Annotated in this window: 25 protein-coding genes; 10 read left to right on the plus strand and 15 right to left on the minus strand. The window is 62.4% G+C overall.

All coding sequences use genetic code 11. The annotated features are described in order from the left end of the window. Position 1 precedes the first annotated feature (1 nt). Both QOV41_RS02145 and QOV41_RS02150 read right to left on the minus strand, forming a co-directional pair. A complete protein-coding gene (locus tag QOV41_RS02145) occupies positions 2-637 on the minus strand; it encodes an MOSC domain-containing protein (RefSeq protein ID WP_284579210.1) in 636 nt (211 codons plus the stop codon). 7 nt (positions 638-644) lie between these two features. Beyond that, positions 645-1,547, minus strand: coding sequence for a polyprenyl synthetase family protein (locus QOV41_RS02150; RefSeq protein WP_284579212.1), 903 nt, complete (start codon positions 1,545-1,547; stop codon positions 645-647). An 84-nt stretch (positions 1,548-1,631) separates the two neighbouring features. Here QOV41_RS02150 and QOV41_RS02155 point away from each other — a divergent pair, with 84 nt between their 5' ends. The 3 genes from QOV41_RS02155 (at position 1,632) to fumC (ending at position 4,216) form a co-directional block, all read left to right on the plus strand. Further along, positions 1,632-2,342 (plus strand): biosynthetic peptidoglycan transglycosylase, encoded by a 711-nt coding sequence (locus QOV41_RS02155; protein WP_284579213.1) that lies wholly within the window; start codon positions 1,632-1,634, stop codon positions 2,340-2,342. Positions 2,343-2,518: 176 nt separating this feature from the next. Continuing rightward, positions 2,519-2,698, plus strand: a complete 180-nt coding sequence (rpmF, locus tag QOV41_RS02160; protein ID WP_284579214.1) for a 50S ribosomal protein L32 — start codon at positions 2,519-2,521, stop codon at positions 2,696-2,698. Between the two features lie 117 nt (positions 2,699-2,815). Beyond that, positions 2,816-4,216, plus strand: coding sequence for a class II fumarate hydratase (gene fumC / locus QOV41_RS02165; protein WP_284579215.1), 1,401 nt, complete (start codon positions 2,816-2,818; stop codon positions 4,214-4,216). 44 nt (positions 4,217-4,260) lie between these two features. Here fumC and QOV41_RS02170 read toward each other — a convergent pair whose 3' ends face one another. Next, positions 4,261-4,512 (minus strand): hypothetical protein, encoded by a 252-nt coding sequence (locus QOV41_RS02170; RefSeq protein WP_284579216.1) that lies wholly within the window; start codon positions 4,510-4,512, stop codon positions 4,261-4,263. Positions 4,513-4,667: 155 nt separating this feature from the next. Next, complete coding sequence (gene gloB, locus QOV41_RS02175) at positions 4,668-5,435, minus strand: hydroxyacylglutathione hydrolase (protein WP_284579217.1); 768 nt, start codon at positions 5,433-5,435, stop codon at positions 4,668-4,670. Between the two features lie 106 nt (positions 5,436-5,541). Here gloB and QOV41_RS02180 point away from each other — a divergent pair, with 106 nt between their 5' ends. From QOV41_RS02180 to QOV41_RS02190, 3 genes are all read left to right on the plus strand, one after another. Continuing rightward, on the plus strand, positions 5,542-6,273 hold the full coding sequence (locus tag QOV41_RS02180; protein ID WP_284579219.1) for a class I SAM-dependent methyltransferase: 732 nt from the start codon (positions 5,542-5,544) through the stop codon (positions 6,271-6,273). 77 nt (positions 6,274-6,350) lie between these two features. After that, positions 6,351-7,433: a histidinol-phosphate transaminase gene (gene hisC, locus QOV41_RS02185; protein ID WP_284579220.1), complete on the plus strand. Its 1,083-nt coding sequence runs from the start codon at positions 6,351-6,353 to the stop codon at positions 7,431-7,433. Next, positions 7,430-8,386: a prephenate/arogenate dehydrogenase family protein gene (locus QOV41_RS02190; protein WP_284579222.1), complete on the plus strand. Its 957-nt coding sequence runs from the start codon at positions 7,430-7,432 to the stop codon at positions 8,384-8,386. Before hisC ends, QOV41_RS02190 begins: the two co-directional genes overlap by 4 nt. On the opposite strand, the gene QOV41_RS02195 is transcribed toward QOV41_RS02190, so the two are convergent. Beyond that, positions 8,383-9,354: a DUF2125 domain-containing protein gene (locus tag QOV41_RS02195; RefSeq protein WP_284579223.1), complete on the minus strand. Its 972-nt coding sequence runs from the start codon at positions 9,352-9,354 to the stop codon at positions 8,383-8,385. The genes QOV41_RS02190 and QOV41_RS02195 overlap by 4 nt on opposite strands. A 140-nt stretch (positions 9,355-9,494) precedes the next feature. On the opposite strand from QOV41_RS02195, the gene QOV41_RS02200 reads away from it, so the two are divergent. Further along, positions 9,495-10,049 carry a gamma-glutamylcyclotransferase gene (locus tag QOV41_RS02200; protein WP_350150379.1) on the plus strand — a complete coding sequence of 185 codons (555 nt, stop codon included), beginning with the start codon at positions 9,495-9,497 and terminating at the stop codon, positions 10,047-10,049. Here the strand turns inward: QOV41_RS02200 and QOV41_RS02205 are convergent. The 4 genes from QOV41_RS02205 to ftsE form a co-directional block, all read right to left on the minus strand. Next, entirely contained in the window at positions 10,046-10,390 is a 345-nt protein-coding gene (locus QOV41_RS02205) for a hypothetical protein (protein WP_284579226.1), read from the minus strand. The genes QOV41_RS02200 and QOV41_RS02205 overlap by 4 nt on opposite strands. Positions 10,391-10,517: 127 nt before the next feature. Then, entirely contained in the window at positions 10,518-11,324 is an 807-nt protein-coding gene (locus QOV41_RS02210; protein ID WP_284579227.1) for a lysophospholipid acyltransferase family protein, read from the minus strand. Between the two features lie 77 nt (positions 11,325-11,401). Beyond that, positions 11,402-12,331, minus strand: a complete 930-nt coding sequence (locus QOV41_RS02215) for a cell division protein FtsX (RefSeq protein ID WP_284579228.1) — start codon at positions 12,329-12,331, stop codon at positions 11,402-11,404. Then, complete coding sequence (gene ftsE / locus QOV41_RS02220; protein WP_284579229.1) at positions 12,324-12,986, minus strand: cell division ATP-binding protein FtsE; 663 nt, start codon at positions 12,984-12,986, stop codon at positions 12,324-12,326. Before ftsE ends, QOV41_RS02215 begins: the two co-directional genes overlap by 8 nt. A gap of 201 nt (positions 12,987-13,187) precedes the next feature. Here ftsE and QOV41_RS02225 point away from each other — a divergent pair, with 201 nt between their 5' ends. Both QOV41_RS02225 and QOV41_RS02230 read left to right on the plus strand, forming a co-directional pair. Continuing rightward, positions 13,188-14,087: a zinc-ribbon domain-containing protein gene (locus tag QOV41_RS02225; protein WP_284579231.1), complete on the plus strand. Its 900-nt coding sequence runs from the start codon at positions 13,188-13,190 to the stop codon at positions 14,085-14,087. Then, positions 14,087-14,497 carry a response regulator gene (locus tag QOV41_RS02230; protein WP_284579232.1) on the plus strand — a complete coding sequence of 137 codons (411 nt, stop codon included), beginning with the start codon at positions 14,087-14,089 and terminating at the stop codon, positions 14,495-14,497. Before QOV41_RS02225 ends, QOV41_RS02230 begins: the two co-directional genes overlap by 1 nt. On the opposite strand, the gene lysA is transcribed toward QOV41_RS02230, so the two are convergent. From lysA to argH, 3 genes are all read right to left on the minus strand, one after another. Further along, a complete protein-coding gene (gene lysA, locus QOV41_RS02235; protein WP_284579233.1) occupies positions 14,494-15,753 on the minus strand; it encodes a diaminopimelate decarboxylase in 1,260 nt (419 codons plus the stop codon). The two genes, QOV41_RS02230 and lysA, sit on opposite strands and share 4 nt — an antisense overlap. Positions 15,754-15,847: 94 nt before the next feature. Then, complete coding sequence (locus tag QOV41_RS02240) at positions 15,848-16,567, minus strand: gamma-glutamylcyclotransferase (protein ID WP_284579234.1); 720 nt, start codon at positions 16,565-16,567, stop codon at positions 15,848-15,850. 46 nt (positions 16,568-16,613) lie between these two features. Then, positions 16,614-18,062 (minus strand): argininosuccinate lyase, encoded by a 1,449-nt coding sequence (gene argH, locus QOV41_RS02245; protein WP_284579235.1) that lies wholly within the window; start codon positions 18,060-18,062, stop codon positions 16,614-16,616. A gap of 21 nt (positions 18,063-18,083) precedes the next feature. Between argH and QOV41_RS02250 the strand changes: the two genes are divergently transcribed. Continuing rightward, complete coding sequence (locus tag QOV41_RS02250) at positions 18,084-18,746, plus strand: TlpA disulfide reductase family protein (protein WP_284579236.1); 663 nt, start codon at positions 18,084-18,086, stop codon at positions 18,744-18,746. Here QOV41_RS02250 and QOV41_RS02255 read toward each other — a convergent pair. The 3 genes from QOV41_RS02255 to QOV41_RS02265 all read right to left on the minus strand — a co-directional run bounded on the left by QOV41_RS02255 (position 18,743) and on the right by QOV41_RS02265 (position 19,848). After that, positions 18,743-18,964 carry a hypothetical protein gene (locus QOV41_RS02255; protein WP_284579237.1) on the minus strand — a complete coding sequence of 74 codons (222 nt, stop codon included), beginning with the start codon at positions 18,962-18,964 and terminating at the stop codon, positions 18,743-18,745. The two genes, QOV41_RS02250 and QOV41_RS02255, sit on opposite strands and share 4 nt — an antisense overlap. 18 nt (positions 18,965-18,982) lie before the next feature. Then, positions 18,983-19,165 (minus strand): putative motility protein, encoded by a 183-nt coding sequence (locus tag QOV41_RS02260; protein WP_284579238.1) that lies wholly within the window; start codon positions 19,163-19,165, stop codon positions 18,983-18,985. Between the two features lie 77 nt (positions 19,166-19,242). Further along, positions 19,243-19,848 carry a cob(I)yrinic acid a,c-diamide adenosyltransferase gene (locus QOV41_RS02265; protein WP_284579239.1) on the minus strand — a complete coding sequence of 202 codons (606 nt, stop codon included), beginning with the start codon at positions 19,846-19,848 and terminating at the stop codon, positions 19,243-19,245. Position 19,849 lies beyond the last annotated feature (1 nt).

The following is a 19,849-nucleotide window of genomic DNA, read 5'->3' on the forward strand; positions in this document are numbered from 1 at the left end:
CTCAGGTCAGCTTAGCGAGGCGCTCCTCGTACTCGGTGCGCATCTTGTGGTGGATAGGCGCCTTGAGTGCGCGGCGGAGGAAATCGGCGTCGAGGTCCCGCACACCGTCCAGCGCCATCAGTTCGGCAACGGTGACATGCGCTCCGGCGAACGGGGTGTGCAGCACTGGTTCGCCGGCATGGATGGCGCCCGTCTCGATCACCCGGCAATAGGCGCCGGGGCGATTGGCCTGATGAAAGCGCTTGAGAAATTTGGGGTCGTCCATGCGTGCCGCGAAGGTGGCGCAGGGCGTGCGGTGGGAGGTAACCTCCAGCACGACTTCATCCATGGTGAACCGATCCCCCACAGAGACGATGCGGCCTTCAACGCCAGCAATGGTGAGGTTCTCGCCAAAGGTACCGGGCGCCAATTCCTGGTCCAGTTGCTCGCTCCACCAGCGGTAGTCGTCGGCGAAATAGAGGTAGATCGCCTGATCCTTGCCGCCATGATGCTTGCGATTGACGATGGCGTCGCCTTCGATCCCCAGTTTGGTGATGGTCACCTCGCCGTCGACGGGTTCCTTGTAGATGCCGGTGAGGGTGGACTTGCCGGGGATCGGGCGAGGTTCGCCCACATTGATGCTTTCGAGAATGGCCATGTTTATATCAGTTCTCGCGGGAGGCGAAGTAGCGGGCGGTGGCGCGCAGTCCATCGGCCTTGGGGCCAAAGGTGCGCAGGGCGGAAAGCGCCGCATTGACGGTTGCGGACAGCTCCGAACGCGCGCCCTCCAACCCCAGTTGCGCGACCAGGGTTTGTTTGCCCTGTGCTGCGTCCTTACCCGTTGCCTTGCCCATGGCCTCGGCGGTCGCCGTGACATCGAGAATATCGTCCGCCAGCTGAAAAGCACGGCCTGCAGCCTCAGCATAGGCTGTCAGTGCCGAGAGCGCCCGCGCGTCGGCCCCACCCAGCCGGGCGCCGATACGCACGCTGGCGCGGATCAGCGCCCCCGTCTTCATGGCCTGCATGGTGGCGATTTCTCCATTGGAAAAGCCGCCGCGCTCGCCTTCGATGTCGCGCATCTGCCCGCCGACCATGCCGCCCGCGCCCGAGCCGGCGACCAGCTCGGCGACCAGCGCAATGCGCACGGCGGGATCAGGATGGCATTGGGGATCGCTGAGGAGCCCGAAGGCATGGGTCAGCAGTCCATCCCCGGCGAGGATGGCAGTCGCGTCGTCGAACGCCTTGTGCACCGTTGGCCGACCCCGGCGCAGATCGTCATCGTCCATGGCCGGCAAATCGTCATGCACCAGGGAATAGCAATGCACCATTTCAACGGCGAGCCCGGCCGGCAATGCCGCTACCGCCGCCACGTTGAACACCGCTGCGGCCTGGCGCACCAGCAAGGGCCGCAAGCGCTTGCCACCCTCGAGGCTCCCGTGCCGCATGGCGGCGACCACCCGCTCGGCCGCGGGCCCGGGGCCAGAAAGCGCATCCGTGGTGAGCGCTCGGGCGAGGCCAGCTTCCACCTCTTTGGCGCAATCGGCGATGTCGGCGGCGAAATCGTACATGGGCGAAGTGCTAGCCGACCGCTGGCGCGGGAGCAAGCACCGCCCGGGGTGGATTTAGGCTCTCCCCGGCGCTAGAGCATCCCCATGGCACGACGAAAAAAGGGCATGTGGCGGATCCTGCGCCTGGGCGGCATGGCGCTGGCGCTCCTGGTTGCCATTCCATTGGTGCTGACGCCGGTTTACCTCATCATCGATCCGGTCTCGGTGCCCATGCTCCAGCGCTATGTCTCGGGCCAACCCGTCATACGCGCGTGGCGGGACATCGGCGACATCTCCGACCGGCTCAAGGCCTCGGTGATCCTCTCCGAAGACGGTCAGTTCTGCCAGCATCTGGGGGTGGACCTCGGCGCCCTGCGCGACGAGGTTGAAAAGGTGCTCGCGGGCGAGGACGCTCGCGGCGCGTCCACCATTACCATGCAGGTCGCCCGCAATCTCTTTCTCTGGAACGATCACAGCTACGTCCGCAAGGCACTCGAAATTCCGCTCGCCTTCTATATCGACCTGGTCATGCCCAAACAGCGGATCATGGAAATCTATCTCAACATCGCCGAGTGGGGGCCCGAAGGGCAGTTCGGGGTTGCTGCGGGTGCCGAACGAGCCTTCGGCATCGCGCCGCAGAATCTCGACTGGCGCACCGCGACCCTTCTTGTCACCGCTTTGCCCAATCCGCATCTGCGGCGACCGGGCGAGCCTTCTGCCGGCATGTTGCGCATCGCCGACATCGTCCAGAATCGCACCCAGCAATATGGAGAACGGGCCTCCTGCGTAGGGGAGGGTGGTCGGCTGTCGCTTTGACATGCCGCGTGCGGGTATCTCGGGCAATGTGCGCCTCAGGAGCGAGCGGCATGCCGTGCCGCAAAATGCACTAGCCAAGCGCCCCCACTTCCTCTATAGAGCCCTCCAATCCCAACAGAGATAAGTCTCTGGGCCGCTTTTGGCGGCGCAACGATATTGAATTCGGAGTACCGACCATGGCAGTGCCAAAACGAAAGACCTCGCCGATGAAGCGCGGCTTCCGCCGCTCGGCCGACGCGATTGCCGCACCGGCTTATGTCGAGGACAAGGACAGCGGCGAGCTTCGCCGTCCGCACCACGTCGACCTCAAGACCGGCATGTATCGCGGCCGGCAGATCCTCGACGTCAAGAAGTAATTCAGGCGAGCAGCGCTTATGCGCTCCTTGTGACATAGTGGCGGCCGATCCTTCCCAGGGTCGGCCGTTTTGCTTTTATTTGCCGCCAGCAAGAGCGGCCCAGATCGGAGACTTGCCATGACCACGCGCGTTGAATCGGACTCGATGGGCACCATCCAGGTGCCATCGGAGAAATATTACGGCGCGCAGACGGCCCGGAGTCTCGCCAATTTCGATATCGGCGGGGAGAAGATGCCCAAGGAGATCGTCAAGGCGTTCGGTATCCTGAAGAAGGCGGCGGCGATCACCAACACCCGGCTCGGCCTGCTCAACGAGGCCACGCGCGACCTTATTGTCGCTGCCGCCGACGAGGTCATCTCGGGCAAGCTCGACGACCACTTTCCGTTGGTTGTCTGGCAAACCGGCTCGGGCACCCAATCCAACATGAATGTCAACGAGGTGATCTCCAACCGCGGCATTGAAATGGCCGGCGGCACAATGGGCTCCAAGAAGCCCGTGCACCCCAATGACCACGTCAATATGAGCCAGTCGAGCAACGACACCTATCCGACGGCCATGCACATCGCCGCCGTCGAGGCGATTGAGAACTATCTCTTCCCGCGCGTGCAGGTGCTGCGCGACACGCTCGCTTCAAAATCGGAAGAGTTCATGGATGTGGTCAAGATCGGCCGCACGCACCTTCAAGACGCAACGCCGCTGACCTTGGGGCAGGAGATGAGCGGCTGGGTCGCCCAGATCGATCTTGCGGTCCGAGCAATCGAGGTCACGCTGCCGCAGTTGCAGGAACTGGCGTTGGGCGGCACGGCGGTCGGCACTGGGCTCAATGCCCACCCGGACTATGCCGCGACGGTTGCCGAGGAGATTTCCAAGCTTTCCGGCCACCAATTCGTCACCGCACCCAACAAATTCGCTGTGATGGCCGGGCATGATGCCTTCGTCGGTACCTCTGGCGCCCTCAAGCAACTCGCCGCCGCCTTCATGAAGATCGCCAATGACGTACGCTGGCTCTCTTCGGGCCCGCGCTCGGGCTTGGGTGAACTCACGATTCCCGAAAATGAGCCGGGCTCCTCCATCATGCCCGGCAAGGTCAACCCGACCCAGTCGGAAGCCATGACTATGGTTGCGGTGCAGGTGATGGGCAATGACGCTGCCATCGGCTTTGCTGCCAGCCAGGGCAATTTCGAGCTAAACGTCTTCAAGCCCGTTATCGCCTACAACTTCTTGCAGTCGGTGCGGCTCCTGGCGGACTCGGCGCGCTCGTTCAACGACAACTGCGCTATTGGCATCGAACCCGATCGCAAGCGCATTGGCGAGCATCTCAACAATTCGCTGATGCTGGTGACGGCGCTGAATCGCAAAATTGGCTATGACAACGCCGCCAAGATCGCCAAAACGGCGCACAAGAACGGCACAACCCTGCGCGAAGAAGCCATCAACCTCAAGCTTCTTTCGGGCGAGGAGTTCGACGCCGAGGTGAAGCCCGAGCAGATGGTCGGGCCGACTGCCGGCAAGAAATAGGGTGAGCACCTGGCGGTGAACTCATTCACCGCCGTTCGGCCTCTCTAGGTGACGATGCTGGTGCGGTAACCGGCCGGCATGCGACGAACAGCAATCCGAGATCCAGCGGAGTAGGCGCCGATAGCGCCTTCCGTGCTGCTGCGGCGTCGGGTGCGTTGCACCGGCATGTTGGCCCGCGAGGCCAAGAGCTGGCTGACGAAGGCGGACGTGGTCTCCGAGCGCTTGAGCGATGGCCTGGAGCGCGTCGCGTCCAGCGGCACAGGCAGTCGGGCAATCTTTGTGTCGTTTCCGGCCATGGTCAGCCTCACCTGTTTCACAGCGGGCCAACTGTCTCGGAATGAAACAAGCAAACTGGCCCGGTACCCCTTATGGGGCAAGCGTCGTGCCAGATGCTAACGTTCTGTTAACGAATTGGGATCCAACCCACAGCAGAATGCGGCTGAATGAGGGGCTAGAAGGCGTCTTTGGCCTTTCGCAAGGCGGCAAAAACTTCTGCTGGATCTGCTCCTTCCAGTCCCATACGGGCGGCTAGAACCGGGTCTTCGGCCCGCAAGAACGGATTGGCCGCCTTGTCTTCGTCGAGCACGAAGGGGATGGTTGGCTTGCCTGCCTCACGGAGGGCCGTAACGGTTGCCGCCCGCTTCTGCAGGATCGGATTGTTGGGGTCGATGCTAAGGGCGAAGCGGGCATTGCTCGCAGTATACTCATGGCCGCAATAGACCAAGGTGCTGTCGGGGAGGCCACGCAGGCGCTTGGCGCCTTCCCACATTGGTCCGGGCGTGCCTTCGAACATGCGCCCGATGCCGAGCGAGAACAGGGCGTCGCCACTGAATAGATGCCCATTTTCGCGGTCATGAAAGACAATATGCCCTAGCGTGTGACCGGGAGCGTCGATGATTTCCAAGCGAGTTTCGCCGAGCTCTACTGTGTCGCCGCCCCCCACCAGGACATCAAGGCCCTCGATCTTGGCGGCCTCGGCCCGCGGGCCAATCACGCGCGTTCCGAAGGCTTCCTTGAGTTCTGGGAGAGCCTCCACATGGTCCTGATGGTGGTGGGTAATAAAAATGTCGGTTAGTCGCCAACCCCGACGCTCAAGCGCAGCCAGAATGGGCGCGGCTTCTGGTGCATCGATGGCAGCCGTCCGGCCGGTGGCCTCGTCATGGGCGAGATAGCCGTAATTGTCGGTTCGGGCGGGAAAGATCTCGACGATCAGCGTCACGGGCGAATACCTCGGGGATGTTGGGGGTGGTCAGGCTAGGAGTTTGGCTCTGCTCGGGCAATCGAGCAAATGGACAACGTCGCATGAGTGCGGCAAGGTTGCAGCTATGGCCGTAGACGTGACCCGCCTCATCGCATTCTACAAATCGCCGCTGGGGCGGATTTCCCGTGCGTTGGTGCGCGAACAGGTTGTTGCCCTAGCGGGTGACCTAAAAGGCAAACGCGTGCTGGGGTTGGGGTTTGCGACTCCATTTCTTCGCTTTGCCCTTGAGCCGGCGGAGCGTGTCGTGGCGGCGATGCCAGCCCGCCAGGGAGCCTCGGCCTGGCCGCGCGAAGGTCCGTCGCACACCATCCTCTGCGATCCGCTCGAAATGCCGCTGCCGGATGCATCTATCGACCTCACCATTGCCGTGCATGCCCTTGAGCATATTGCGGACGCCGAGGAGTTGATGCGCGAGTTGTGGCGGATCACCTCGCCCAATTGCCATGTACTGCTGGTGGTCCCGCGCCGGCGAGGCATCTGGGCGCAGCGGGACAATACGCCCTTTGGCGCCGGAAACCCTTATTCGGGCGGGCAGCTCGAGAAATTGTTGCGGGACCACAGCTTTGTGCCCGAGGCTTGGCGTGATGCCCTGTTCTTTCCGCCCACCCACAGTCCGGTCGTGCTCAAGTCCACTCGCCTCTTCGAGCGAGCGGGGCGCGTGCTGGGACCGGCCATGAGCGGAGTAATTTGCGTGCGGGCGCGCAAGGAGGCTTTTCCCGCTGTACCCCGACGTAAACGCGAGGAACGATACGTCCGGGTACCGGACCTCCGACCCGCCGCTGCCCGTTCCGGGTAGGCGAGCCGCAAGCCCTTTGCCATCCATCGTCAGTTTGACTATGGTCCGCCCGGTTTCATCTCCCCTGTAAGCGTCCAATGGTCCTCCGCCCCACGCCGCAGCCCGGCATCCTCCATATCGCCCCTTACGTGCCCGGCAAGTCTGGCGCCACGGGAGCCATCAAGCTCTCGTCCAACGAGTCGCCGCTCGGAGCTAGTCCCAAGGCGATCGAAGCCTACCGCGCTGCTGCTGAGCATCTCGAGATTTATCCAGAGGGCTCCTCACGTATCCTGCGCGAGGCGCTGGGTGAGGTACACGGGGTAGACCCCGAGCGGATCGTCTGCGGCAACGGGTCGGACGACATTCTGCACCTCTTGGCGCAAACCTATCTGGGGGATGGCGATGATGCGGTGATGAGCCGCTATGGCTTTTCCATCTATCCAATAGTGACGCAGGCCGCCGGCGCCCGGATCCTCATGGCCGAGGAGACGGACTATACGGCTGATGTCGATGCCATCCTTGCCTCGGTGACCGAGCGCACCAAGATCATCTGGCTGGCCAACCCGAACAATCCCACCGGCACCTATCTCAGCATTGCTGAGGTGCGGCGCCTCCATGCCGGATTGCGCCCCGACATTCTCCTGGTAATCGACTGCGCCTATGCCGAATACGCCACGGCGGACGACTATTCGGTTGGGCTGGACCTCGTCGCGGAGGCCGAGAACGTCGTTATGGTGCGCACCTTCTCCAAGATGGGTTTGGCGGCCGTGCGCATCGGCTGGATGGTGGGTCCGGAGCACGTCGTGGACGCTCTCAACCGCATTCGCGGGCCGTTTAACGTCAACTTGCCGGCCCAATTGGCAGGGGCGGCGGCTACCCGCGACGTGGCGTTCACCGAAAAGCTCAAGACCTACAATGCCCAATGGCGGGATTGGCTAACGGCCGAGCTCAACTCCAACTACATGCAAGTGATGCCCAGCCAGGCCAATTTTGTGATGGTGCTGTTTCCCGATGCCCATCATGCCTCCGCCGCCTTCGCGGCGCTACTGGAGCGTGGCCTCGTCGTGCGCGAGATTGGCAATTCCTACGGGATCGCCAACGCGCTGCGCATCTCAATCGGACCTGAGCAGGCCATGCGTGGCGTCGGCGGTATTCTCAACGCACTGGCGGAAATCTCATGAGCGTCCGGTTTCGCAAGCTTGCCCTGATCGGCATCGGTCTTATCGGCTCGTCCATTGCCTTGGCCGCACGGCGGCAGGAACTGGCCGAAACAATCGCCATCTCCACGCGGAAGCCAGAGACCCTCGAAGAGGCGCGTGATCTCCATCTCGGCGACATCTACACACTCGACGCCGCTGAAGCGGTGCGCGGCGCAGACCTCGTCATTCTGTGCACACCAGTTGGCGCCTATGAGTCGATCGTCAAAGCCATCGCACCGGCGCTGGAGCCTGGGGCAATTCTCTCCGACGTTGGCTCGGTCAAGGCGCATGTTGTCGGGGTGGTCAGCCCTCACGTGCCACCGGGCGTGCATTTCATTGCCGGACACCCGATTGCCGGCACTGAGCATTCCGGGCCTTCGGCGGGCTTTCCTGAACTCTTTACCGGCCGCTGGTGCGTCTTGACGCCAGAGCCTGAGGTAGACCCTGACCAAACAGAGAGATTAGCCGCCTTTTGGCGGGCAATGGGGAGCATCGTCGAGGTGATGGATGCGACGCACCACGACATGGTGCTCGCCATTACCAGCCACATTCCGCACCTGATCGCCTACAACATCGTGGGGACCGTCGCCGATCTCGAGGCGGACACCAAGTCAGAGGTGATCAAGTTTTCGGCCTCCGGCTTCAGAGACTTTACGCGCATTGCGGCTTCCGATCCGGTAATGTGGCGCGACGTCTTTCTCACCAATCGCGATGCGGTGCTCGAGATGCTGGGCCGCTTCAATGAAGACCTGTCGGTGTTGCAGCGTGCCGTGCGCACGGGAGACGGTGCGGCGCTCGAAGCCATGTTTACCCGCACCCGCGCCATTCGCCGCTCGATCATCTCGGCTGGACAGGAAACGGCTGCGCCCGATTTCGGCCGGCCGCATGAAGCGCCGCTCGCCATTCCAGCAGCAGATCGCGGCGGGGAAGGCTAGAACAGGGGCGGAATGGTGGCTATCGGCACCAGACCCGACAATATCGTGCCGCTTTCAAAGTTGAGCTGGTTGGTGTAGCTGCCATCTGGTGCAGGAACGCCCAGCACCAAGGTACGCCAGGGCTCTTCAAGGAGTGGTCCGATGCGTTCGGCAACTCCGGTCGATTGGATGTCGATCTGCCCGTTTACCTGCCCGGCCTGGTCGAGGCGAAGGCCACCCGCGGCCGTGAGTTGTGCGTCGGCATCGCTGCCCCGCAGCGAGACGACACGCAATTCCCCGTCATTGGCCTGCCATGTGGGGAGAAGTGCGGGATCGCTCCAACTACGTACGTCATTGGGAACTGCCGTCAGTTCCAGCTCCAGTTCGGCATTGGTATCGGTCAGCGTCATGCCGGGGTAGCTAACGCCCTCGGTTCGGAGATAGCCGGCAAGCGCGGCCAGACCGCGCTCGGCATCGTGCTGTTCGGGAATGTCGAGCAGGTGCAGTTCGGCAAGCGGAGTCTGCGCTACGACGGTCTCGCCCACCAGCGTGTCAGACCAGACCAGATCGGTCGCTGCGACCGAAAGCCGGGCGATGCGCCAATCGGTTAGCCGGATACTGCCATCTAATGTGGTCCACGCCACCCGATTGCGCGTGCCGGTGAAGGCATCGGTGAAGTCCAGAGGTCCCTCGGCTGAGACCAGCATATGAGTTGGTGCATAAACGCGAACACTGGCGCGAATGAGCGGAAGGGCAACGGCGATGTCTCCACTCTGGATTAGCCCCTCTGTGCAATAGACATCGAAGCGAAATGGGAAACCGCGGATATCCAAATTGCCACAGGCAAGGCGTGGTGCTGTGACCCCGTCATTGCTCGCCTGAGCCTCGACATTGGAGCGGATCACTCCGGCTAAGACGAACCAAGCAGTCGTCCAAGCCAGAACGACGAAGAGGACGATGCCGCCCAAGATGATGATTCGCTTGCTCATAAGCCCCTTCTACCCCGGCCACGCTCGCTGACCCAAGCCCAGTTGTTTCCTTGTGGTCCAAGCAGTGCATGAGCCTTATCGCGGTGGCGCATTTGCATTGGCCGGCAAGCTCACCTAGGTTTTAGTTCTGGAACATGACGATGGTAGACCGCACCAGCACTGATACACATTGGGTCTTCGGTTACGGGTCGCTGATCTGGAACCCTGGCTTTCCCTATGTGTCCGCACAGCAGGGCTTGCTGCGTGGTGCGCATCGCAGCCTCTCAATTATCTCTCACCATCACCGGGGCACGCCGGAACGACCCGGCCTTGTCTTCGGGTTAACCCGCGGAGGCTCGTGCCGAGGCATGGTGTTTGAAGTGGCTGATGCGGATTGGCCCGAGGTGCGCCGCTACCTCGAAGCACGCGAGCAGGTGACGGCCCTCTATCGCGATGTCATGCGTCCTGTTCGGCTCGCCGACCGGCGACAGGTCTCCGCTTTAACCTTTCTAGTAGACGAGCGGCACGAGCAGTTTGCCGGGCGGCTCGAAGTTGGAGCGCAGTTGGAGATGGTGCGCCAAGGCGTGGGCATCTCTGGGCGCAATGTCGATTATGTGCTCAACACCGTCCGACATTTGGAGGAGTTGGGTATTCGCGACCATCAATTGATGGCTCTTGCCGAACTTCTCGCTCGAGGCGACACGGCCGCGGCCTAAGCGGCCTGCGCACCAGACACGGGTTCGGCACCTTCGAGATCCCAGATGGTGGAGAGCCGATCTGCCTCGGCCCCGCGGGAGGCGAGGCGAAACGCCCGGTCACCGCAGTCCAGAGCGAGCCGAAAGCGTGATCGGCTCATGGGATCGCTCACTAACTCGGCGGTAGAACCAACCCAGAGAACGTGGTTACCCTTGGTAATAAGGTAAAGGTCGGCGTCTTCCATGCCGAAGGCGTCGAGTTTCTCGGCCACCAGATCGTAGGACCTGCCCGACCGGCCGAGCCAGTGGGTTCCCCGGCCGAAGGCCTGCACAACCGCCTTGATGTTTTCCTTGCCGACCATTCACGCCATCCCAAAGCGTCGATCAAACTAGAACAAAGATAGAACGAATGAGCCGATGGGTCAAGCCCGAGATCAACTCGCTACAACATCTATGTTGGCTTTTGTCTTTCCAGTCAATATCTAGTACCTATGCCGCAGTGCTCCGGCTCCGGAGTTCCTCCAGTCGGCCCTGCAGTTCCGGTCCAACAGGTCGGGACAAACCCGACTCAGCCGCATCCAGAATCAGAGCATCGGATTCGGTCTCAATGGCTTTTTTGAGTCGCTCCATGAACATTTCGGCCGACAGTCCCGGCTCGATGGCCGGCAGGAACTTGGCCTCGGCGGTACCCGGCCAGATAATGGCGCTGTTACGACCCCAAAAAAGACCGGCATTTACCGCGACCGGGACCACGGGAACGCCCAGTTCGAGGTACATGCGGACGACCCCTTGCCGATAGGTCGGGGGCGCGAGCGGGGCTTTGCGCGTTCCTTCTGGGAAGATGACAATGCGGCAGCCGCGCTCGATCGCGGCCTTGGCCCGGCTCATCATCTCGGGGATGGCGTTAGCGCCGCGCCGACGGTCGATCTCGATGCAATCGAGGGAACGAGCCGCCGGACCGAAAAAGGGAAGGCGCATCAACTCCCTCTTGACGATATAGGCGGGCCTGCCGGTAAAGGGAAAAATGGCAAACACTTCCCAGTCGCTCTGGTGCTTGCTGGCAATGATGCAGCCGCCGGGCGGAATGTGTTCCTGGCCGGTGACCTTGGTGCGGAGGCCCGTCAGCCAGCGCAGATAGATGAGGTTGGAGCGGCACCAATAGACCGCCAAGGCCCAACTGAGCCGCGTGCGGCCGCTAATCATGGCGATGATCCCGATCAGGATGGCAACCACGGCAGTCTGGCCGATGAAGACCAGATAAAACAAAGCGGTGCGGACTGCCTGCAGTGCTGCCATCTATCTCTCCGTCGGCTGGACGCCGTTGAGGACCTCTTAGCGAGCAAAACCTGCCTTGGCGAGGCCGTTCCTGCCGCCTAGGAGGTCTGGCTGAGGAATTGACGCACAGCCATGCGGGAGGTGATCGCCGTGAGTGCGGCGATCACCGGAACAACCGCAGCAATGCCGATCATGCCGTCGATGCCGAGGGCAAAGCGGCCGAACAGAACGCCAACCTGGGCCCCGGCTTCATTGGACAGCATGTTGCCGGCAGCCGTTCCGATAAGGGCAAAGAACAGGAGTGCTGCCACGACGCCCAATAGTCCCCCTTGCAGGCCGATGGACAGAAAGCGCCCCTGGAATTCGCCGGCGATGAACTTGTTGGACGCCCCGATATAATGGAGGACGTCCACGATCTCACGGTTGGTGGCCATGGCGCCGCGCGTTGCGAAGATGATCGCCAAAACGGTGGCTGCGCCGATCAAGATCAACACCAGAAGACCCGATATCACGATCGTGCCTGCCATGGTGTTGAGCTGCTGCCGCCAAGCGGCATGGGTATCGAGACTGGCGCCGTTGACTGACTGGAGGTTGCGGGCGAGCCCCTCCACATCGGCCTCGGTGGGGTCCGCCAACTGCACCACGACCAGGCGGGGAATCTCGATGGCGGTAAGGTCAAGCCCCGATCCAAGCCATGGCTCGAGCAAGGCCTGGCTTTCCTCGATGGTGAGGGCGCGCGCCGAGGTGACACCCGGCGTCGACTGCGCCAGCGAAACAGCGGTGCGGAGATTGGTTTCCATCACCTCTCCATCAACCGGGCGGATCTGGATGGTGACTTCACGGCCAACATCGGCCGACCAGGCAATTGCCGATTTTTGCACCAGCACCACGCCGCCAAGCGTCACTGCCGAGAGGAAGCTCATGATGGTAATCATCAGCAGCAGCGTGCGGCCCGCGACACTTCTTTCCGGCACGATTGGAGCGGTACCACCACGGCGGGGCAGGTAGGCGAGGAGGCGTTCAATCATGGATCGTCAACTCGCCCTTGGTGAGCAGCATGCGCGGATAGTCGAACTTGTCGAGCAGCGGCAATTCGTGGGTCGCCAAGATGATCGTGGTCCCGAGCGTCCGGTTCAGTTCGGCGAACAGATGCACGAGGCGGCTGGAAAGTTCGGGGTCGACATTTCCGGTGGGCTCGTCGGCCAGAAGGACCTTGGGACGCGCGATCACCGCCCGCGCAATGGCCGCCCGCTGCTTTTCGCCGCCCGAAAGGAGCGAGGGGGGAGCGTCCATCCGCTCACCCAGACCTACCCATTCAAGCAGTTCGGTGACGTTGGGGCGGTATTCGCTCTCAGGCTGGCCAAGCACCCGCAGAGGCAGCGCGACGTTCTCGTAGGTGGTGAGATGGTCAAGGAGCCGGAATTCCTGGAAAACAATGCCGATATGCCGGCGCATCTGCAGGAGTCGGTCCTGGGTGAGGTCGCTCACGTCCTCACCGAACATGGTGACAGTGCCGCGGGAGGGCTTCAGGGCGAGGAGCAGCAGGCGCAAGAGGCTCGTCTTGCCGGCACCAGATGGGCCCGTCAGGAAGTGGAACGAGCCAGGTTCGATGGAAAAGGTCAGGTCCCGCAGGATTTCGGGTCCGTTGCCATAACGGAGGCCCACATCGGAAAACTCGATCAAGAAACGCTGGCTCCCTCTGGTCGGTTTTCAAACGAATCAGGCGCTGGTTCATCATAACAGCCCAAGCGGCAAGCCCCGGCATAGCGTGCAGGAAAGCGGCACAAATGTGGTGGAAAGCTCGCGCGCCGGATCGGTTTGAGGAGTTTTAACCCCTGTGGGCATAGGGTCTGGTCAGCAAAGCGTCCTTTACCCGTCTGGCCGATGATCATCACTTGTCCGCATTGCCAGACGAAATACCAGGTTGCCTACGAGGCAATCGGGGCGAAGGGGCGCAAGGTGCAATGCGCCAACTGCAACGAGGCATGGCGGCAGGCGCCTGTCGACGAGTTTGAAGAGCCTCCTGTGGCCGAGGTCACCGAGGATGCGCTCGACGAGGTGCTCGAAGCTGTGGCGGCGGCAGAAGCTCCCAAGCGCCAGCCAACGGCGCCGGAGAGTACGCCCAAGATCGATCCCGCACTGGAAAAAAAACAGCAAAGCGCATTTTTGCGCCGCCAACTTGCCCGTGCCGCGCGTCAACCCCTGGCCCGGACCCGGCGCGTGGCGCGGATAGGCGGGGCGCTGCTGCTCTCGGGCATGGTTGGGGTGTTCTTCTTCGGGCGCGTCGAGATGGTCGAGCGCTACCCCGACATGGCCGGCGTCTATGAAGCCATTGGCTTGAGCGTCAATGTGGTTGGTCTGGAATTCTCCGATGTCGCGAGCCTTCGCACGCTGCGTGACGGCAAGGATGTGCTGATGGTTTCGGCGCAAATTGTCGGCGTGGAGCGTCAGCCCTCACAGGTGCCGCCCGTCGTCGTCACGCTCTTGGATGACCAGGGGCACGGGGTTTATGAATGGAGTGTAACGCCGCAGGTGCGCGATCTCATGGCCGGAGAGCGGGCGACCTTCGACACCCAATTGACGCAGCCGCCTCCCCAGGCAGCGCATGTGCGCCTGAGCTTCACCAGCAGCATGGGGCAACCGGAAACGCCCAGCCTTGCACCGGCGCTGGGAAGCGCCGACGCGGTACACGAAGCAGCGCTGGCAGAACCTGACCTAATAGTTGAAACCACAGAGGAAGTGACCTCTGGAGACACCAACCATTCCAATTCGGAGCATCATTGATGGCCCGCATCCTCGTCGCTGAAGACGATCCATCCGTTCGCGCCTTCGTCGTCAGCGCCCTCACCATGAAGGGCCACGAGGTGCTCGCCGCCGAAGATGGTGGCCTGGCGGCGGAACTTGCAGAGGAAGAGCAGGGGCGCTTTGACCTCCTCCTGTCAGACATCAAGATGCCGATCATGGACGGGATCGCGCTGGCGCTGGAAGTGGCGTCCAAGTTCCCGCACATGACCATTCTGTTGATGACCGGCTTTGCCGATCAGCGGGAGCGGGCACATGGCCTCGACGCCCTGATCTATGACGTGATCACCAAGCCCTTCACCCTGGCCGATCTTTTGGCCAAGGTGGAGGATGCGCTGGCGGGTAAGCCAGTCGAAGTGGTCTCCCTCGCGCGCCGGGCGATGCAGGCCTAGAGCCAGTCGGGCACGCTGTCGAGTTCGATCAATTCGTCCAGCGATTTGCGCGCGCGAATGACGTGGTAGCGGTCCCCGTCCACCAGCACCTCAGGGATGAGCGCGCGGGAATTGTAGGTCGAGGCCATCACCGCCCCATATGCGCCGGCGCTCATGACAGCGAGGAGATCGCCTTCCTTGACGCCAGGTATGGTGCGGGCCTTAGCGAGATAGTCGCCCGTTTCGCAGACGGGGCCAACAATATCGGCCGTGATTGGCGCAAGATTGGAGTGGTTCACCGGCTGGATGTCGTGATGGGCCTCATAGAGAGTGGGCCGGATCAGATCGTTCATGGCGGCGTCCACGATAACGAAGTTGGTCGCGCCCTCCTTCACATATTCCACCTTCGTGACGAGGATGCCAGCATTGCCGACGAGCAGGCGGCCGGGTTCGATGACCAGCGAGCACCCAAGCTGCCCGACCTTGTCGCGCACCACCGCGGCATAGGCCTCCGGATGGGGCGGCGCTTCTTCGTCGAGGCTGTAGGGAATACCGAGCCCACCACCGACATCGACGTGCTCGATCGGATGTCCATCGGCCCGCAGGGTCGTGACCAACTCGGCCATAAGGCCGAAGGCATTGCCGAAGGGCTCAAGATCGGTGATCTGGCTGCCGATATGCATGTCGACGCCAACCGCCTCGACATTGGGGAGTTCGGCAATGCGGGCATAGACTTCGCGCGCCCGGGCATAGGGAATGCCGAACTTGTTCTCGGCCTTGCCCGTTGAAATCTTGGCATGGGTGCGCGCGTCGACGTCCGGGTTGATGCGGACCGACACGCGCGCGGTTAGGCCCATGTCGGCTGCGATCATGGAGAGGCGCTCGAGCTCTGGTTCGCTCTCGACGTTGAAGCACTTGATGCCGGCCCGAAGGCCCTCGCGCATTTCGGCGATAGTCTTGGCAACGCCCGAAAAGACGATCATCTCAGGCTTGAAACCCGCGGCCAAGGCGCGCTTCAGCTCGCCGCCCGACACCACATCAGCGCCGCAGCCTTCCCTCGCCATCAGGGTCAGCACTGCCTGGTTGGAGTTGGCCTTCATTGCGTAGGCCACGAGTGTGGGGATGCCCTCGAAGGCTTCTTTCACTACGCGAACGTGGCGGCGCAGAGTGGCGCTCGAGTAGACGTAGAACGGGGTTCCCACCACATCGGCCAGGTGATTGAGGTCGACGCCCTCGGCAAACAGAGTGGCGTCGCGGTGCTGAAAATGGTGGACCATATGTGCCCCAATTGTACCGCAGAACGGGGTAATCCTGTTGCGGAAACGTGGTGGCATTCCTCTACGGCAGGTGGTGCGAAAACGGAAGGCCCGGCTAGAGGCCGGTCTCGTATTCCGCCTCGATCCGCTGGGCGACCAGATCCTGCAAGCGCCAGAGGTGCGGGTCGTGGATCCCCGAGCCTTCGAGGTGCTGGACGGTGGCAAAGAGGTACTCGGCCATGGACCCGCGGGAGCCGACAGCGGTCGCCAGCACATCGGCGACCCGCTCCACCGGCAGGCCCGAAACATAGCGGCCGGAATTGCGGTCGATGCAGAAGGTTAGCGCCTTGATAGTGTGGTCGCCGCTCGTTGCATTGACCCAGCGCGGGGGGAAGGCGGAAGGGAGCCAGGCCATTTCGCGCTCCAGGAGCTTGACGAGGTTTTCCTGTTCCTGCCCGGGCGGGAGGCGGTAGAGAATGCCCTTGCAGGCGCCGCCGCGATCGAGGGCCAGCATTAAGCCGGGCTTTTCATCGCTGCCGCGAAAGCGGTTGTTCCAACCGAGGCAAAACTTGCGGTGCCAGCCGCGCACCAGCCCAGTGCGCATTTCAACAATGTCGCAGCAGGGCTTCCAGATCAGCGAACCATAGGCGAAGAACCAGATTTCGCCAGGCTCATCCAGTGCGCCGAGGAGCCGATCGATGGTGGCGAGATGGTCCTCGGGCGTTGCCTCCACCATCCCCTCTGGCGGCGGTGGTAGCGTTTCGGAGATGGTGGGCGGTTGCACATAGCCGACATGGCGCTCGGTGAGCCGCATCTGTCGGGTGGTTCTGCGCAAGTTTGGCTCCGCCTGATTGCTGTTGGCCAACGGTGTCGCGCGAGGCTTATTCTACCCCGCCGTCGCCATGGCCGCCGCGCTTCCTCTTGGTAAGCGAGCGAGGCTCGTGGGGTTCCCCGGTCAACTCGGATTTCCAGCGGGCCGCCTGCGCCAGCACATTGGCCGGCGCGGTGCCGCCATAGCTTTGCCGGGACGCGACCGAAGCCTCCACGGTCAGCACCTTGTGGATGCGGCTGTCGATCCGATCGTCGATCGATTTGAAGTCCTCGATAGTGAGGCCTTCGAGCCCGCAATTCTTTTGCTCGGCAAGAGCGACTATCTGCCCAGTGATGTGATGGGCATCGCGGAATGGGATGTTGATCTCGCGCACCAGCCAATCGGCAATGTCCGTTGCCGTCGAAAAGCCAGCCGCAGCGGAAGCCCGCATGCGCTCGCGATGCGGGACCATGTCGCCAACCATGCCAGTCATTGCCGCAAGGGAAAGAGAGAGGGCATCGAGGGCGTCGAAAGCAACTTCCTTGTCCTCCTGCATATCCTTGGAATAGGCGAGGGGCAGGCCCTTCATCACGACAAGGAGGCTGGTGAGCGCGCCCAGGATGCGACCAATTTTAGCGCGAACCAGTTCGGCGGCGTCGGGATTGCGCTTCTGCGGCATGATGGACGAGCCGGTAGTGAACTTGTCGCTCAGCCGGACAAAGCCGAACTGGGCAGATGACCAGATCACCATTTCTTCGGCGAAGCGGGACAGGTGCATGGCGCAGATCGAGGCCGCGGCGAGGGTCTCGAGAATGAAGTCCCGGTCCGATACGGCATCGAGCGAATTGGCAGTGGGACGGTCAAATCCAAGCTGTTCGGCCGTCATCTGCCGGTCGATCGGATAGGGCGTCCCAGCCAGGGCGGCAGAACCGAGCGGGCTTTCGTTGAGGCGCTTTCTGCCATCGAGCAGGCGACCGGCGTCGCGGCCCAGCATCTCCACGTAGGCCAGCAGATGATGACCAAACGTCACCGGTTGGGCGTTCTGCAGGTGGGTGAAGCCCGGCATGATGGTCTCGGCTTCTTGCTCGGCCCTGTTGACGAGCGAGAGCTGCAGGGTGCGGATCTGTGCGACCAGCGTGTCGATGCTGTCGCGCACGTAGAGCTTAAAATCGGTGGCGACCTGATCGTTACGCGACCGCGCCGTATGGAGGCGGCCGGCCGCGTCGCCGATCTTCTCGCGCAGCCGTGACTCCACGTTCATATGGATGTCCTCGAGCGCGCGCGAGAAGGTGAAGCTGCCGCCCTCGATTTCCTCCAGCACCTCGGCTAGACCAGCGATGATGCTGTCCCGATCCTGCTGCGTCAGAATGCCCGTCTCGGCGAGCATTGTCGCATGGGCGATCGATCCGGCAATATCCTGGCGGAAGAGGCGCTGGTCGAAGCCGATCGAGGCGTTGATTTCTTCCATGATGGCGTCCGGGCCGCTTGCGAACCGTCCGCCCCACATTTTGTTGCTCATCGACTTTCCCCGGAGACTTCTATGACCGACACGCATGCGCCCCGCCCCGGAGCCTCGCGCCAGTTCCGGCTGCTGATTGTCCTGGGGCTTATTGGAGTGGCGGTAGCTATAACGGCGTGGTTCTGGCTGGGCAATGCCGGGCAGGCCAATGAATGTCCGGTGCAGGCCGAGGACGGACAGGCGATCGATGCGGCGGCGACGGGCGAGCTGGCGGCGCTGATGGGCACGGGCGAGGGGCGGGGGTACTCGACGCTCGCCTTCAAGGACGTCGGTGGTACCGACATGACCATTGCCGATTTCAAGGGCAAGGCGCTGCTGGTCAATTTCTGGGCCAGCTGGTGTGTTCCCTGTCGCGAGGAGATGCCAGCGCTCGATGCGGTGGCTGCCAAGTACAACTCCGATCGCTTCATGGTGCTGCCCATCAATCTCGACATCGGCGAGAGTGGCCTCGAAAAGGCGCAGGACTTTCTCGACGAAGGACAGTTCGCTCATCTGCCGCTCTACGCTGACAACAGCTTTGCCGCGTTCGAACGCTTAAAGCAGCAGGCGGTGGCGGTCGGGCTGCCGGTCACCCTGGTCCTCGACGAAGACGGCTGCGAACTTGGGGTGCTGCAGGGGCCAGCCGAATGGCATACGCCCGATGGTGAGGCCGTGGTGGAGAAGCTGCTGGAACTCGGTGCCTAGATCAGGCGGTCGACCGCGGCGCCGCTATCCACCAAAGGCGGTTCCGCCTCCCCATTGGGGCTGAGCAGCGCCGCGTGGTGCTGCTGGTCGTTGGCTTCGGTCTGCAATCGCAGGCGTAGTTCTGCGACCTTGGCGAGGTGCGCCCCTGCAGGCGTACCACTTTCGTGGGCGATGCGGTTGATCATGACGGCTGGGGAGATGGCGACCGGGTTTCCCATGCGCTCCTTTCCGCCGCTCTAGGCCAGCTTGTCGAACTTGGTGCCCTGACCCGGAGGCGGCGCAGCAAGCGCCGTTTGCATCAGGGTTTCCAGAAGGTCGGTCTGCATCTCGTGAGCCTTCTTGAACACGGCAATGTTCACGGCGTTCTGCGTCGCCGTGTTCTTGGTCGCGACGATCTGCGTGGCGAGATCGGTGTTCACTGGGCGTCCAGACCTGTTGTTCTGTTGGTAAGGTTATGCCTTCGGAGTAAACAAAGTCTTGGTGCAGCCGTAGCAGTTTAGCTGGTGCTGCCATCCTTTTTGAGGTCACCGTAATTGCCCGGAACCCAGGTGACGTCCCCCTGCCCATTGCCGTTGGCAACGCGGGAGAGCACGAAGAGGAGGTCCGAGAGGCGATTGAGGTAGCGGATCGCCTCGGGGCTGGTGTCCGGCTCGGCGCTGGAGAGTTCAACCACCAGCCGCTCGGCGCGGCGGGTTACGGTGCGCGCCAAATGCAGCGCTGCCGAAAGCGGATTGCCCCCTGGCAGCACGAAGCTTTTGAGCGGCTCGAGTTCGGCATTGAAGCGGTCGATCTGCGCTTCAAGGAAAGCGGTCTGGACCGGTCGCACCCGCAGCGTGGGGAATTGTGCGTCGGTATCGTCTTCACCCGGTGTGGCCAGGTCGGAGCCGACATCGAAAAGATCGTTCTGTACGCGACCCAAGAGGGCTTCGATCTCGGGCAATTCAGCAGCCTGCAGGCGGGCCAGTCCGACGGTGGCATTGGCCTCGTCCACAGTGCCATAGGCTTCGATCCGCAGATTGTATTTGGGCCGACGCGGTCCCCGCACGAGGCCTGTCGTGCCGTCGTCGCCGGTCTTGGTATAAATGCGGTTGAGCTTGACCATC

Origin of the sequence: Devosia sp. RR2S18, from assembly GCF_030177755.1 — a bacterium.
GTDB lineage: Bacteria > Pseudomonadota > Alphaproteobacteria > Rhizobiales > Devosiaceae > Devosia > Devosia rhizosphaerae.